This is a genomic window from Gulosibacter sp. 10 (genome assembly GCF_900163695.1).
In the GTDB taxonomy this organism is placed as follows: domain Bacteria; phylum Actinomycetota; class Actinomycetes; order Actinomycetales; family Microbacteriaceae; genus Gulosibacter.
In genome coordinates, this window is record NZ_FUIC01000051.1 from 1 (window position 1) to 13,716 (window position 13,716).

Below are 13,716 nucleotides of genomic sequence, written 5' to 3' on the forward strand. Positions count from 1 at the left end.
AGAAAACGCTTTCTTACCTCAACGGAGAGGACGGTTCAGGATGAACGAACAATCGAGGAGACGGCGCGGGCCGATGGCGGCGGCCGTCGCCGCATCGCTCGCCCTCGCGCTGTCCGGGTGCGGCCCCGCCATCACCACGGGCGCCGAGGGCGTCGACGCGGGCACGTGCGCGCCGGAGGACATCTTCCTCGTGGACTCGGGGCGGGGGCTGCAGAACGAGTACTACGTCGCGGTCGAGGCCGGGGCCAAGGCCTTCGCCGAGGAGATGGGCATGCTCGACCAGTACCAGTGGATCTCGAGCGACGGCGACTCGTCGAAGCAGCTCTCGCAGATCAAGGCGATCCTCGCCAAGCACGGGCACTGCACCGTGCTCAACATCGACGCGAACGAGTCCTCCATCGTCCCCGCCCTGGTGCACGAGGTCGAGAGCTACGGCGCGTGGCTCGTGACGCAGTGGAACAAGCCCGACGGCTCGAGCCCGCTGACGAGCAGCCCGCACTGGGTGGCGCACATGTCGGTGAACGGCGTGCCCCAGGGCTACGAGACCGCCAAGGCGCTCTTCGAGGAGATGGGCGGCGAGGGCAGCGTCGTCGTGCTCCAGGGCATCCTCGACAACCCGCCGGCGAAGGAGCGGTTCGAGGGCTTCCAGATGGCGCTCGAGGAGTACCCCGGCATCGAGATGATCGAGAACCAGACCGCGGGCTGGGACCGCACCGAGGCCCAGAACATCACCGAGACGTGGATCACCGCGCACGGCGACGAGATCGGCGGCGTCTGGTCCGCCGGCGACGACATGGCGCTCGGCGCCCGGGAGGCGCTGCTCAACGCCGGCATCGAGGCGCCGGTGACCGGCGTCGACGGGCTGAGCCAGGCGCAGCAGCTGGTCGCCGAGGGCAGCGGCAGCCTCTACGTCGCGACCACCCAGTCCACCGGGGTGCTCCAGGGCGCCTACGGGCTGGCGATCGCCTACGCGGCGGCGACGGGCGAGGTCGATCCGGCCTCGCTGCCGCCCGAGCAGCGCGAGTTCTACCTCGAGGACCTCCCGGTCGTCACGAGGGAGAACGTGAACACCATCCGCGACGCGATGGACACCACCTTCTTGGAATTCGAGGACCCGTGGCAGTACGCGGGCGACCCGATCACGGACTGACAGGAAAGAGCACACGAGGTCGACGATGACGCAACAGACGACGAGCGCCGCTCCGGCGCCCAAGGCACCGCCGAAGGAGGCGGGCCGACGAGGATGGGGCGAGCTGCTGAGAAGCGAACGGGTGCCCGTTCCCGGAATACTCATCCTCCTGGCCATCGCGGTGATCATGACCGCCATCAACCCGCGCTTCCTCTCGGGGGAGAACCTGGTGTCGATCGCGCAGCAATCCGTCGCGCCGGTCGTCATCGCCGTCGGGCTCACGTTCGTCGTGCTCATGGGCGGCATCGACCTCTCCGTGGCCGGCATCATGGCCGCGAGCTCGATGTGCGTGGCGAGCCTCATCGCGAACAACCAGAACGGCAACGACTTCGGGCTGCTGGGCGTGGGCATCGCGGTCGCGCTCGGCGCCGGCCTGGGCGCCGTCGCCGGGTTCTCGGTGGGGTGGCTGAAGATCCCCTCCTTCATCGTGACGATCGGCACGTGGCAGATCGGCCTCGGCATCGGGCAGCTGCTCTTCGCGGCGGCGCCGCCGCAGATCGAGGACGCGGCGCTGCGCACGGCCGTCTCGGCGCCGATCCTGGGCCTGCCCGGCATCGTGTGGATCGGCCTCGTCGTGGTGGCGCTCGGCGCGCTGCTGCAGACGATGACCCGCTTCGGCCGCTACGCCTTCGTCATCGGCGACAGCGAGGAGATCGCGCTGCAGTCCGGGATCCGGGTGCGGCGCTACCGGCTGGCCGGCTTCATCATCGCGGCCGCCTGCTCGGCGCTCGCGGCGGTGCTCGTCACCACCCGCGGCGGGGTGGGCGACGTGAACATCGGCGGGGACCTGCTGTTCACCACGATCGCGGGCGTCGTCATCGGCGGGACGTACCTCACCGGCGGGCGCGGCGGCGTCTTCCACTCGGTGGTCGGCGTGCTCATCGTCGTGGCGATCTCGAACGCCATGGTGCTCGGCGGCGTCGACCCCTATATCCAGCAGGCGGTGCAGGGCGGGGTCGTGATCGTCGCGGCCGTCGTGACCATGTGGCACCTGCGCGAACGACTGAGGGTAGTGAAGTAGATGAATACGACAGCAATCGAACCGGTGCTGGAGCTCGACGGCGTGGTCAAGTCCTACCGGGGCCACGACGCGCTCAGCGACGTCTCGATCGAGATCCGGCCGCACGAGGTGCTCGGGCTCATCGGCGAGAACGGCGCGGGCAAGTCGACGCTCCTGAAGATCCTCGCGGGGCTCGAGCGGCCCACCGCGGGCACCATGCGGCTGCGCGGGCAGGAGGTCGTGCTGCAGGGCGTGCGCGACGCCGCCCGGAAGGGCATCGCGATGGTGTTCCAGGAGCAGTCGCTCATCAGCAACGTGAGCGTGGCCGAGAACGTGCTGCTCGGTAGCGAGGGCGCCGGCGTCCGCGGCGGCATCATGCACTGGCCGCGGCTCCGCGAGAAGGCGCAGCACTTCCTCGACCTCGTCGGCACGAACGTGCGCGCCGAGGAGCAGACCTCGAAGCTGAGCTTCGCGAAGCGGCAGATGGTCGAGGTCGCCAAGGCCCTCGCCCGCTGCGAGGCCGCCGGGGTCGAGCCCGTCGTGCTGCTCGACGAGCCCACCTCGGTGCTCGAGGACGAGGAGATCGCCCGTCTCTTCGACGTGATCCGGGAGCTGCGCACCAGGGCCTCGGTGGTCTTCGTCGGGCACCGGATGAACGAGGTCCTCGACGTCTGCGACCGCGTGTACATCCTGCGCGACGGCGAGGTCGTGGCCGAGCGCGACCCCGAGCGGGTGGACGAGGACGAGCTCTACTCGCTGCTGGTGGGCCGCGAGTTCGTGGACAACTACTACCACGAGGAGGACCGGGCCGAGGCCGCCGAGCGGCCGCGCATCGAGGTGCGCGGGCTCAGCGGGCGCGGGTTCGAGGACGTCTCGTTCACGGTGCACGAGGGCGAGGTGCTGGGGCTGCTCGGCGTGCAGGACTCCGGCGCCGACCACGTGGCCCGCGCGCTGTTCGGCGCGGTGCCGGTGGCCCGCGGCAGCATCGAGATCGACGGCCGGCGCTTCTCGCCCGGCAGCCCGACGGCGGCGGTGCGCCGCGGGGTCGGCTACGTCCCCTCGGACCGCAAGACCGACGGCTGCGTGCTCTCGCTGTCCGTGCAGGACAACATGGTGCTCGCGCACCCCGAGGCGGTCTCGAGGCTGGGCGCCCTCGACCCGGTCCGCGGCCGGAAGACCGTGGACTCCTGGGTCGAGCGCCTGCACATCAAGATCCCCTCCGTCTGGGCGCCGCTGCGCTTCCTCTCGGGAGGCAACCAGCAGAAGGTCGTGCTCGCGAAGTGGATGCTCGACTCGGGGCTCAAGGCGATCATCCTCGAGACCCCGACGCGCGGCCTCGACATCGGGGCGAAGGCCGACGTGTACCGCCTCATCCGCCGCCTCGCCCGGGAGGGCGTCGCGGTGATCCTCATCGCCGACACCCTCGAGGAAGGGCTGTCGATGTCGCACCGCGTGCTCGCCATGAAGGACGGCAGGGTCAGCGCGGAGTTCGCGTGCACCCGGACGACGAAGCCGACGCGCGAAGAAGTTCTGGAGAAGATGATCTAGATGACTACCACCACGGCAACCGCGTCGCTCGACACGCAGACGCTCAAGGTCGAGAGCGAGCGGCGGAACCTCCGCTGGTTCCACGAGCGGGGATTCACCGCGCTGTTCATCCTGGCGCTGCTGGTCGTCGCCCTCGCGATCTACGAGCCGAGCTTCCTCCAGTGGCGCTCGCTCCGGGCGCTGCTCGAGCAGTCCACGGTGCTCGGGCTGATCGCCCTCTCCCAGGCGCTCGTCATCATGACCGGGCGGATCTCGCTCGCCACGGCGGCGCTCACCTCGCTCGGCGGCGTGACGCTCGCGCTGCTCATCCCCGGCTTCGGGCTCCTCGGCGTCGCGATCGTCGTCGTCGGCTGCACGCTGCTCAACCTGGTGATCGGGATCGCCCACGTGACGGCGCAGATCCCCTCCTTCGTCGCGACGCTGGGCGGGATGGGCCTGTTCTCGGGCCTGGCGCTGGCCGTGTCCGGGGCCGACTCGGTCTTCGTCGCCACCGGGCACGAGACCATCGCCTGGCTGAACTGGCGCCTCTACGGCATCCCCTTCTCCTTCCTCCTGCTGCTGGTGGTGAGCGGCATCCTCATGGCGGTGTTCGCGCTCTTCCCGATCGGCCGGTCGCTCCGGGGCATCGGGTTCAACGAGCGCGCCACGGGGCTCTCCGGCGTGCGCACCGGCGCCGTCGTGATGACGGTCTTCGCGCTCTCGGGCGCGCTCTGCGGGCTCGCGGCCACCGTGCAGGTCGCGCAGCTGCAGTCCTCGGGGGCGACGACGGCGGACTCGCTGCTGCTGCCGAGCATCGCGGCGGTGCTCATCGGCGGCAACGCCATCTCGGGAGGCCTGGGCGGCATCGGCCGGACGCTCATCGGCGTGCTCATCATCAGCGTGCTGCGCGTGGGCCTCGACCTCGCCGGCGTGCCGTCCGCGCTGCAGCCGGTGATCTTCGGGGTGCTCATCATCCTCACCGTCGCGGCGACCACGGACCGGAACCGCGGCGTCTCGGTCGCCTAGCCATCATCACGAAACGAGAGGAACCACCGTGGATCCCACGCAACGACACCAGATCGGCAGTACCGAGGTGCGGGTCACCGCGCTCGGATTCGGCGCGACGATCATCGGCAACTTCATGCGCCCGATCGCCGAGGAGCGGGCCCGGGAGCTCGTGGACGACGCCTGGGAGGCCGGCGTCCGCTACTTCGACACGGCGGGGCTCTACGGGCACGGCCTGAGCGAGTACCGCCTGGGCCACGCGCTCTACGAGCGCCCCCGGGACGAGTACGCGCTGCTCACGAAGGTGGGCCGGGTGCTGAGGCCCGCCCCGCGCGGCTCCTTCGACGCCGGGCTCTGGGCCGAGCCCGCGCCGATGGCGGCCGAATACGACTACAGCTACGACGGCGTGCTGCGCTCGGCCGAGGACGCGATGCAGCGCCTGCTCACGGACCATCTCGACATCGCGCTCATGCACGACGTCGACGTCTACACGCACGGCCGCGAGGCGCAGCCGGAGCACTTCGAGACGGCCACGCGGGACGGCTTCCGCGCGCTGGAGCGGCTGCGCGACGAGGGCGTGGTCGGCGCGATCGGCTTCGGCGTGAACGAGGCGGATGTGCTGGCGGAGGCGGTGCGGCGCACCGACTCCGACGTGGTGCTGCTCGCGGGGCGCTACACCCTGCTGGAGCAGGAGCCCCTCGACGACCTCTTCCCGCTGTGCGGCAACCGCGACGTGAGCGTGATCCTCGGCGGCGTCTACAACTCCGGCGTGCTCGCGACCGGGCCGGTCGAGGGCGCGAAGTTCAACTACGGGCCCGCGCCCCGCGAGGTGCTCGAGCGGGCGGCGCGTATCCAGGCGGTCTGCGAGCGGTTCGACGTGCCGCTGCCCGCCGCCGCGCTGCAGTTCGCCGCCGCCCATCCCGTCGTGCAGAGCCTCTGCATCGGCTCGCGGACCACCGCCCAGCAGCGGCAGACCATCGAGCTCATGGGCCGGGCGCTCCCCGCCGAGCTCTGGCAGGCGCTGCGCGCCGAGGGGCTCATCCGCGAGGACGCGCCCGTCCCGGCGGGGAAGTAGGGGAGCGGATGCGCGAGGACGAGCGGCGGATGACCGCCGCGCGGTACTACGGCCCCGGATCCCTGCGGATCGAGGAGGCGCCGGTGCCCGAGCCCGAAGCCGATCAGGTGCTCATCCGGCTCGAGCTCTGCGGCATCTGCGGCACGGACGTGCACGAGTACGTCGAGGGCCCCATCTTCTCGCCCACCGAGGCGCGGCCCGACCCGCTGACCGGGGAGCGCCCGCCCGTCGGCTTCGGCCACGAGTTCGTCGGCAGGGTGGTCGCGCGGGGCGAATCCGCGACGCGGATCCCGCTCGGCGCGCGCGTCGCGGTCGAGCCCCGGCGGACCTGCGGCGAATGCGAGGCCTGCCGCGGGGGATACCGCAACTGCTGCCCCTCGGCCGCGACCATCGGCCTGCAGGGCGGCGGCGGGGGCATCGCGGAGTTCATCGCCGTGGACGAGCGGCTCGCCTTCGACGTGGGCGGGATTCCCGCCCGCACGGCGGTCGCGATCGAGCCGATCGCGGTGGCGGTGCACGCGGTCTCCCGCGCGGGCGTCCCGATCGAGGGCGAAACCGCGCTCGTCGCGGGGGCGGGGCCGATCGGCGCGCTGGTCGCCTGGGTGCTCCGTGCCATGGGCGCGGCCGAGGTCGTCGTGGTCGAGCCGGGCGCGCGGCGGCGGGAGGCGGCGCGACGGTTCGGCGCCACGCGCACGATCGACCCCGGCGGGACGGACGTGCGGGCCCAGCTGACGGCGTGGGGCATCGCGCCCCGGCTCGCGTTCGACTGCGCCGGGCACGCCGCGACGCTGCAGACCTGCATCGAGGCGGTGCGGCCGCGGGGCGTCGTGGTGAACGTCGCGATCTCCGCCCGGCCCGCCGAGGTGCACTTCCTGCCGGTCACGACGAAGGAGGTGACGCTGCTGGGGACGATCTGCTACGCGGACGACCATCCGACCGCCATCCGGCTGCTCCAGGAGCGCGACTTCCCGACCGACGACTTCCTCACGGCCGTCTACCCGATGGAGCGGACCGTCGAGGCGATCGAGACGCTTCGGACCCGCGCCGGCGACCACATGAAGATCGCGATCGATGTCGGCGGCGCGGGCTGAGTCGACGGCGGTCGTCGCCGTCGACAAGTTCAAGGGATCGGCCTCGGCGCTCGAGGCGTGCGCCGCGCTCGCGGAGGGGCTGGCCGAGGCCGGCCTGCGGGTGCGCGTCGCGCCGATCGCGGACGGCGGCGAGGGCACGGTGGACGCGGCCGTGAGCGCGGGCCACGCCCGCGTCGAGCGCCGGGTGCGCGGCCCGCTGGGCGAGCCCGTCGAGGCCTCCTTCGCGTGGCTCGCGGCGCCCGGCGTCGCCATCGTGGAGGCGGCGCAGGCCTGCGGCCTCGACCTGGTGCCGCAGGTGGACGGGGACTCGGGCATGCGCGCCTCGACGCGCGGCGTCGGGGAACTGATCCGGCACTGCCTCGACCTCGGCGCCCGCACGGTCGTGATCGGGGCGGGCGGCAGCGCCTCCACCGACGGCGGCGCGGGCCTGCTCCGGGGCCTCGGCGCGCGCATCCTCGACGATCGCGGCGCGCCGGTCGGCGAGGGCGCGCGCGGGCTCCTCGACGCGGCCGCGGTCGACCTGCGCGGGCTCGATCCGCGGCTCGCGGAGACGGAGCTCGTGCTCGCGGCCGATGTGGACAACCCCCTGTGCGGCCCCTCGGGGGCCGCCCGCGTCTACGGGCCGCAGAAGGGGCTCGCGCCTCCCGAGGCGGCGGCCGCGGATGCCGCGCTGGGGCGGTTCGCGGAGCTCGTCGAGGACGTGCTGCGGGTCGAGCGCGGCGCGCACGCGCTCGCCCGGGGCTCGGGTGCGGCCGGCGGCCTGGGATTCGGCCTGCTCGCCGCCTGCAGCGCGCGGCTGGAATCCGGCGCGGGGATGGTCCTCGACCTGGTCGGACTGGAGTCGGCGCTCGACGGCGCGGATCTCGTCGTCACCGGCGAGGGGCGCCTCGACCGGCAGACGCTGCACGGCAAGGGCCCCGCGGCGGTGATCGCGCTCGCGCGGGAACGGGGGCTGCCGGTCTACGCGGTGTGCGGCCGCAGCGAGCTCGGAGCCGAGGAGCTCGGCGCGACGCGCGTTCTCGAGCTCGTCGAGCTCGAGCCGGACGTGCGCCGCTGCATCGAGCGGCCGCTGCCGCTGCTGCGGGAGCTCGGCCGGATCATCGCGCGCGACCGGCGCAGCCGGGCCGGCTGAGAGCCGTCCGCGCGGCGGGCTCCTGTCTCCGCGTATTGCGAGAAAACGTTTTCTCACCTAGCGTTGAGCTCGTTCCCGGAAACCGAACAACAACTCAAAGGGGAGTGGCATGGGTAGCACTTCAGATCAATTCGACCTCATCGTCGTCGGCGCGGGCGCCGGCGGGCTGGCCGCGGCCAACCGCGCGGTCAACCTCGGCGCGCGCGTCCTGGTGCTCGAGAAGTCCGGCGCCGTGGGCGGCTCCGCGATGCTCTCCGCGGGGATCCTGTGGACGGCGCCCGACCTCGAGGTGCTCCGCCGGATCCAGCCGAACGGCGATGCGGAGCTCGGCGCGGCGGTCGTCCGGGACTACGACCTCGTGAAGTCCGACGTCGAGAAGACGGGCGTCGCGGTCTCCGAGGAGTGGCACGACCACCTCGAATGGGGCCGGGCCTGCAAGATCGACATCCCGGCGCTGTTCGGCGCCTGGCAGCGCAAGATCGAGGGCTCCGGCCGGATCGACTTCGAGGTCGCCGACGTCGAGCTCCTCACCGCCTCGCGGCGGGTCGTCGGGGTGCGCTACACGGCGGGGGACGGGGCGACCGTCGAGGCCTCGGCGCAGGGCGTCGTGCTCGCGACGGGCGGATTCCAGGGCGACCCGGAGCTGCGGGCCCAGCTCATCGGCCCGGGCGCCGACGAGGTGGCCGTGCGCTCGAACCCCCACTCGGTCGGGGACGGCTTCCGGCTGGGCAAGCGCGCCGGCGCGGGCGCGTCGACGCACCTGTCGCGCTTCTACGGGCACACCCTCCCGAGCCCGGTGCCGGTGACCGCCGAGGTGTTCCTGCGGCTGACGCTCTACTTCTCGGCCTACGGCATCGCGGTCAACCGCGAGGGCCGCCGATTCACCGACGAGTCGCTCGGGGACGAGGTCACCAACCAGCGCCTCCTGGGCCAGACCGGCCAGCGCGGCGTGCTGATCTGGGACGACTCGGTGCAGCGGGAGCGCGCGCTCGCCGAGCCCTACCCTTCGGGGATGGTGCTCGACCGGCATGGGGAGGCGAAGAAGATCGGCGCGCGGACCGCCGAGACCGACACGCTCGAGGAGCTCGTCGAGACGATCGGCGGCTGGGGCGTCGACGGCGCCGCGCTCGCGCGGACGCTCGACGAGTACCGGCGCGCCGCCGACGGCGAGCCGGTCGCGCTCGACGCCCCGCTGCCGGAGCGCCCCTCGCCGCTGGCCCGGGGGCCCTTCCGAGCCCTCGAGATCCAGCCCTGCATGACCATCCCCTTCGGCGGGCTCCGCGTCGACGCCTCCTCGCGAGTGCTCGACCGCGACGGCGCCCCCGTCGCCGGGCTCTACGCGGCGGGCGCCGACGCCGGCGGGGCGCAGGACCTCCGCTACGTCGGCGGCATCGTCTTCGGATTCGTCTTCGGCCGGCGCGCCGCCGACGCCGCCCTCACCGCGGACGGAGAGCGCTGATGCCGGCGGCGCGGGTGCGCATCGGCATCGTCGGCTGCGGCAAGATCTCGGACAACCACTTCCAGGCGTATCGGCGCAACCCGGCCGTCGAGGTGGCCGCGGTGTGCGACGTCGAGCCGGCGCGGGCGCGCGAGTTCGCCGCGGCGCGGGGCATCCCCGCCGCCGTGGGGTCGGTGCGCGAGCTCATCGGGCTCGGCGTCGACGCGATCAGCGTCTGCACCCCGCATCCGACCCACGAGGCCGTCGTGCTCGAGGCGGTGGAGCACGGCGTGCACGTGCTCTGCGAGAAGCCGCTGTCGATCACGAGCGGCTCCGTCGCGCGCATGATCGACGCGGCCGCCGAGCACGGCGTCGTCCTCGCCACGGTGTTCCAGCGCAGGTTCTGGGAGGCCGCCCGGCGCATCCGGTCGGCGCTCGACGAGGGCCTGCTCGGCACGCCGATGCTCGGCGGCGTGCAGGTGCTGCTCTCGCGCGGGGCCGAGTACTACGACTCCGCGCCGTGGCGCGGCACGTGGGCGGCGGACGGCGGCGGGGCGCTCATGACCCAGTCGGTGCACTACATCGACCTGCTCACCTGGTACTTCGGCGCGCCGGTCGAGGTCTCGGCCAAGGCCGGGAACTTCACGCACGGCGACGCGATCGAGGTGGAGGACACGGCGGCGGCGGTCGTCACCTTCGCCTCGGGCGCGATCGCCACCGTCGCGGCCACGGTGTCGGCGTCCCCGAACATGGGCATGTCGCTGACGCTGACCGGCTCGAACGGCGCCACGGTCCGGCTCTCCGAATACCCGGAGGGCTCGGACGCGCGGATCGAGTTCTGGGCGGTGCCCGGAGCGCTCGAGGCGGGGGAGGCGCCGCTCGCCGCGGGCTTCCGCGCCGATAAGACGGTGGACGAGGTGAACGCCGACCTGCAGCCGCTGCACGCGCGGCAGCTCGACGACTTCGTCGACGCGCTGCGCCACGGCCGGAGCCCGGCGGTGACCGGCGCGGACGCGATCCGCTCGCTGCACGTCATCGAGGCGATCTACGAATCGGCGCGGACGGGGCGCGCGGTGCGCATCCCCGGGCCCGATGACGCACCCGAGTTCGAGCACCTCGCGGCGACGGCGGGCGCGGCGCCCGCGGAGGCGGTGACCGGCGCATGAGGCTCAGCCTGAACCAGGCCACCACGCGGCCCTACGGGCTCGCCGAGACCGCCCGCGCCGCCTCGGCGGCGGGCGTGCGGGACATCGGCCTCTGGCTCGAATCCGTCGCCGAGGTCGGCACGGCCGAGGCGGGGCGGATCCTCCGGGACACCGGCATGGCCCCGAGCTCGATGAGCCGGGTCGGCTTCGTCGCCGACAAGGAGGGCGTCGAGCTCGAGGCCGCGATCGACGCCTCGAAGCGGGCGCTCGACGTGTGCGCCGAGCTCGAGGTGCCCTATCTCGCCTTCATCCCCGGCGGCCTGGGCGCGCCGGTACGGCAGAGCACGGATGCGGGCGAGGCCCGCGTCCGCGACGCGCTCGAGCGGCTCGCCCCGCACGCGGCCGGCACGGGCGTCGCGCTCGCGGTCGAGCCGCTCCACCCGCTGCAGGTGTGCGACCGCTCCGTGATCTCGCGGGTGGCCCAGGCCCTGCGCGTGATCGAGGGCCTGCCCGCGGAGCGCTTCGGCGTGCTCGTGGACGCCTGGGCGACGCACTGGGATCCGGAGCTCCGCGAGGCGATCCTGCTCGCGGGCGCGCAGGGGCGGCTGCGGGGGTACCAGATCGACGACTTCGTCCTGCCGCTCCCGACGCCCGACTACGCGAACGGCAGGGTCATGCCCGGGGAGGGGTGGATCGATCTGCGGTCGATCTCCTCCTGGGTGGCCGAGGCCGGGTACTCCGGACCGGTCGAGGTCGAAGTATTCAACAAGGACATCTGGGCGCTGCCGCTCGAGGAGATCATCGACCGGATGCGCTCCTCGGCCGCGGCGAGCATCCCGGGCATCGAGATCGAGGAGCGAGCACGATGACGAACGAAACCCGCCTCACCACCCGGTTCATCGACGGGACCGCGCGCGAGTTCACGATCCGGGGGTCTGGCGGACTCGTGCCGCTCGACGGCAAGCCGCGGCGCCGACGGGTCTACTCCGCCGCCCACGTCGTGGCCGAGCCGCTCGGGGCGAGCCGCGGCGCGGGCGCCGTCGACTGGTCCGCGACCATGGCGATCCGGCACCGCCTCTGGGACCTCGGCCTCGGGGTCGCGGAGTCCATGGACACCGCGCAGCGGGGCATGGGGCTGTCCGCCGAGCAGGCGCTGCGGCTGGGGGAGGCGACGGTGCGCGAGGCCGCGGCGCGCGGCGCCGAGGCGGTCGTGGGCGTCACGACCGACGGGCTGGACTCGTCGGCCGCCGACCTCCGCGAGCTCGCGGATGCGTACATCGCGCAGCTGCGCCGAATCGAATCCGCCGGCGGCCGGGTCGTGCTCATGGCCAGTCGCCAGCTCGCCGTGGCCGCGTCCTCGCGGGAGGAGTACCTGCGCGTCTACGGCGACGTCATCGCGCGCTCGGAGCGCGGGGTGGTGCTGCACTGGCTCGGCGAGATGTTCGACCCCGCCCTGCGCGGGTACTGGGGCGCGGCGGATGCGGAGGCGGCCGCCGAGACGGTCCTCGAGCTCATCCACGCGCACGCCGACCGCATCGACGGCATCAAGCTCTCGCTGCTGGACGAGGAGCTCGAGGTCGGCCTCCGCCGTCGCCTGCCGGCGGGCGTGCGCCTCTACACGGGCGACGACTACCACTACGCGGACCTCATCGCGGGCGACGAGGAGGGGCACAGCGATGCGCTGCTCGGCGCGTTCGCCGCGGTGCCCCGCCACGCGTCGGCGGCGTTCGCCGCGCTCGACGCCGGCGACGTCGAGGGGTTCCGCGAGATCCTCGGCCCGACGCAGGCGCTCGCACGGCTCGTCTTCGAGGCGCCCACGATGTACTACAAGACGGGCGTGGCCTGGCTCGCCTACCTGAACGGCTGGCAGGAGCACTTCCGGATGCTCGACGGGTTCGAGGCGGGGCGGAGCATCGCGCACCTCGTCGACGTGCTCGCCCTCGCCGGCGAGCTCGGGGTCTTCGACGACCCGGAGGCGACCGCGGCGCGCGCGGCGGCCTATCTCCGCGGCGTCGGCGTCGCGATCGGGTAGCGGCCGGTCAGGCCCCGGCGGCGGGGCCGGTCGAGCCCCGCACCGTGAGCGGGGTCGAGATGGGCGTCGAGGGCGGGACCCCGTCGCCCCGCAGCTGGGCGAGCAGGCCGATCCAGGCCTGCTCGCCCAGCTCCAGCTTGGGCGTGCCCACGGTCGTGATGGCCGGGCGCGAGAACCGCGCGAGCTCGATGTCGTCGAAGCCGGTCACGGACACGTCCTCGGGCACGCGGATGCCGCGGTCGTGCAGCCGCGTCATGACCCCGAACGCATGGAGGTCGTTGAAGGCGATCACGGCCGTCGCCCCGGTCTCGAGGGCCTCGTCGGCGATCGCGTACCCGGCCTCGACGCCCTGCTCGGCCTCGAGGACGGCGAGCTCGAGGCCGAGCCGCTGCGCCCCGCGCCGGAGCGCGGTGATGCGGGTGCGGGCCTGCCAGGACTCCGTCGGCCCGCACACGTGGACGAGGCGGCGGTGGCCGAGCGAGGCGAGGTGCTCGAGGATCTCCCAGCAGGCCCCGGCGTTGTCCGTGACGATCATGGGCGCGCTGATGCCGGGCTCCAGGCGGTTCACGATCGAGACCGCGCCGGCCTTGGCGATGACGTCCGCGAGCTGCGCCTTCGACATGCGCGGCGAGAGGAGGATGATGCCGTCGACGTTCGGCACCTGCTGCAGGCAGGCCTCGTACTCCTCGTCGGCGTCGCCGATGGAGTCGATCACGACCACGCGGTAGCCGTCCTTCTTCGCCTCGGTGACGACCGCCTTGAGGATGTCCTGGAAGTACGCGTTCCCGACATCGGGCATGACGAGGCCGATGGTGCGGAACCGGCCGCTGACGAGGCTCCGGGCGGCGGCGTTCGGGCGGTAGCCCACCTCCGCCGCGGCGTCGAGCACGCGCCGGGACATCTCCTCGTTCACCTTCTGGGAGCCCCCCAGCACCCGGGAGACCGTCGCGATCGACACGCCCGCCCGGTTGGCGACATCGTGGATCGTCGTTCGTTTGGGTGGGCTCACAGGATTTCCTCCTCGAGAAATTCGGAGTCGTGTCGGAATCTACCGCAAGACCAGTGTCGCCCAGACTCGAGGT

The 13,716-nt window shown here is 73.0% G+C and carries 12 protein-coding genes; 11 read left to right on the plus strand and 1 reads right to left on the minus strand.

Going from position 1 to position 13,716, the window contains the following annotated elements; genetic code table 11:
- Window positions 1-40: 40 nt before the first annotated feature.
- The 11 genes from FM112_RS15435 (at window position 41) to FM112_RS15485 (ending at window position 12,634) form a co-directional block, all read left to right on the plus strand.
- On the plus strand, window positions 41-1,150 hold the full coding sequence (locus FM112_RS15435) for a sugar ABC transporter substrate-binding protein (protein ID WP_087009223.1): 1,110 nt from the start codon (window positions 41-43) through the stop codon (window positions 1,148-1,150).
- A 25-nt stretch (window positions 1,151-1,175) separates the two neighbouring features.
- Window positions 1,176-2,210 carry an ABC transporter permease gene (locus FM112_RS15440; RefSeq protein ID WP_087009225.1) on the plus strand — a complete coding sequence of 345 codons (1,035 nt, stop codon included), beginning with the start codon at window positions 1,176-1,178 and terminating at the stop codon, window positions 2,208-2,210.
- Entirely contained in the window at window positions 2,211-3,737 is a 1,527-nt protein-coding gene (locus FM112_RS15445; RefSeq protein ID WP_087009227.1) for a sugar ABC transporter ATP-binding protein, read from the plus strand. It begins immediately after the preceding gene.
- Complete coding sequence (locus tag FM112_RS15450; protein WP_087009229.1) at window positions 3,738-4,742, plus strand: ABC transporter permease; 1,005 nt, start codon at window positions 3,738-3,740, stop codon at window positions 4,740-4,742.
- 28 nt (window positions 4,743-4,770) lie between these two features.
- Window positions 4,771-5,796: an aldo/keto reductase gene (locus FM112_RS15455; protein ID WP_087009231.1), complete on the plus strand. Its 1,026-nt coding sequence runs from the start codon at window positions 4,771-4,773 to the stop codon at window positions 5,794-5,796.
- An 8-nt stretch (window positions 5,797-5,804) separates the two neighbouring features.
- Window positions 5,805-6,887, plus strand: a complete 1,083-nt coding sequence (locus tag FM112_RS15460; protein ID WP_087009233.1) for an alcohol dehydrogenase catalytic domain-containing protein — start codon at window positions 5,805-5,807, stop codon at window positions 6,885-6,887.
- Entirely contained in the window at window positions 6,868-8,019 is a 1,152-nt protein-coding gene (locus FM112_RS15465; protein ID WP_087009235.1) for a glycerate kinase, read from the plus strand. Before FM112_RS15460 ends, FM112_RS15465 begins: the two co-directional genes overlap by 20 nt.
- Before the next feature lie 109 nt (window positions 8,020-8,128).
- Complete coding sequence (locus tag FM112_RS15470; protein ID WP_087009237.1) at window positions 8,129-9,478, plus strand: FAD-binding protein; 1,350 nt, start codon at window positions 8,129-8,131, stop codon at window positions 9,476-9,478.
- Window positions 9,478-10,623, plus strand: coding sequence for a Gfo/Idh/MocA family protein (locus tag FM112_RS15475; protein ID WP_087009240.1), 1,146 nt, complete (start codon window positions 9,478-9,480; stop codon window positions 10,621-10,623). Before FM112_RS15470 ends, FM112_RS15475 begins: the two co-directional genes overlap by 1 nt.
- Window positions 10,620-11,471 carry a sugar phosphate isomerase/epimerase gene (locus tag FM112_RS15480; RefSeq protein WP_087009242.1) on the plus strand — a complete coding sequence of 284 codons (852 nt, stop codon included), beginning with the start codon at window positions 10,620-10,622 and terminating at the stop codon, window positions 11,469-11,471. The genes FM112_RS15475 and FM112_RS15480 overlap by 4 nt, the downstream gene beginning before the upstream one ends.
- Entirely contained in the window at window positions 11,468-12,634 is a 1,167-nt protein-coding gene (locus FM112_RS15485) for a DUF993 family protein (RefSeq protein ID WP_087009244.1), read from the plus strand. Before FM112_RS15480 ends, FM112_RS15485 begins: the two co-directional genes overlap by 4 nt.
- Window positions 12,635-12,641: 7 nt before the next feature.
- Here FM112_RS15485 and FM112_RS15490 read toward each other — a convergent pair whose 3' ends face one another.
- Window positions 12,642-13,643 (minus strand): LacI family DNA-binding transcriptional regulator, encoded by a 1,002-nt coding sequence (locus FM112_RS15490; protein ID WP_087009246.1) that lies wholly within the window; start codon window positions 13,641-13,643, stop codon window positions 12,642-12,644.
- Window positions 13,644-13,716 lie beyond the last annotated feature (73 nt).

Bases quoted from the DNA above. Each gene is read 5' to 3' on its own strand.
- FM112_RS15485 (WP_087009244.1), top strand. From the start codon at position 11,468: ATGACGAACGAAACCCGCCTCACCACCCGGTTCATCGACGGGACCGCG.
- FM112_RS15480 (WP_087009242.1), top strand. From the start codon at position 10,620: ATGAGGCTCAGCCTGAACCAGGCCACCACGCGGCCCTACGGGCTCGCC.
- FM112_RS15445 (WP_087009227.1), top strand. From the start codon at position 2,211: ATGAATACGACAGCAATCGAACCGGTGCTGGAGCTCGACGGCGTGGTC.
- FM112_RS15475 (WP_087009240.1), top strand. From the start codon at position 9,478: ATGCCGGCGGCGCGGGTGCGCATCGGCATCGTCGGCTGCGGCAAGATC.
- FM112_RS15440 (WP_087009225.1), top strand. From the start codon at position 1,176: ATGACGCAACAGACGACGAGCGCCGCTCCGGCGCCCAAGGCACCGCCG.
- FM112_RS15470 (WP_087009237.1), top strand. From the start codon at position 8,129: ATGGGTAGCACTTCAGATCAATTCGACCTCATCGTCGTCGGCGCGGGC.
- FM112_RS15465 (WP_087009235.1), top strand. From the start codon at position 6,868: ATGTCGGCGGCGCGGGCTGAGTCGACGGCGGTCGTCGCCGTCGACAAG.
- FM112_RS15450 (WP_087009229.1), top strand. From the start codon at position 3,738: ATGACTACCACCACGGCAACCGCGTCGCTCGACACGCAGACGCTCAAG.
- FM112_RS15435 (WP_087009223.1), top strand. From the start codon at position 41: ATGAACGAACAATCGAGGAGACGGCGCGGGCCGATGGCGGCGGCCGTC.
- FM112_RS15460 (WP_087009233.1), top strand. From the start codon at position 5,805: ATGCGCGAGGACGAGCGGCGGATGACCGCCGCGCGGTACTACGGCCCC.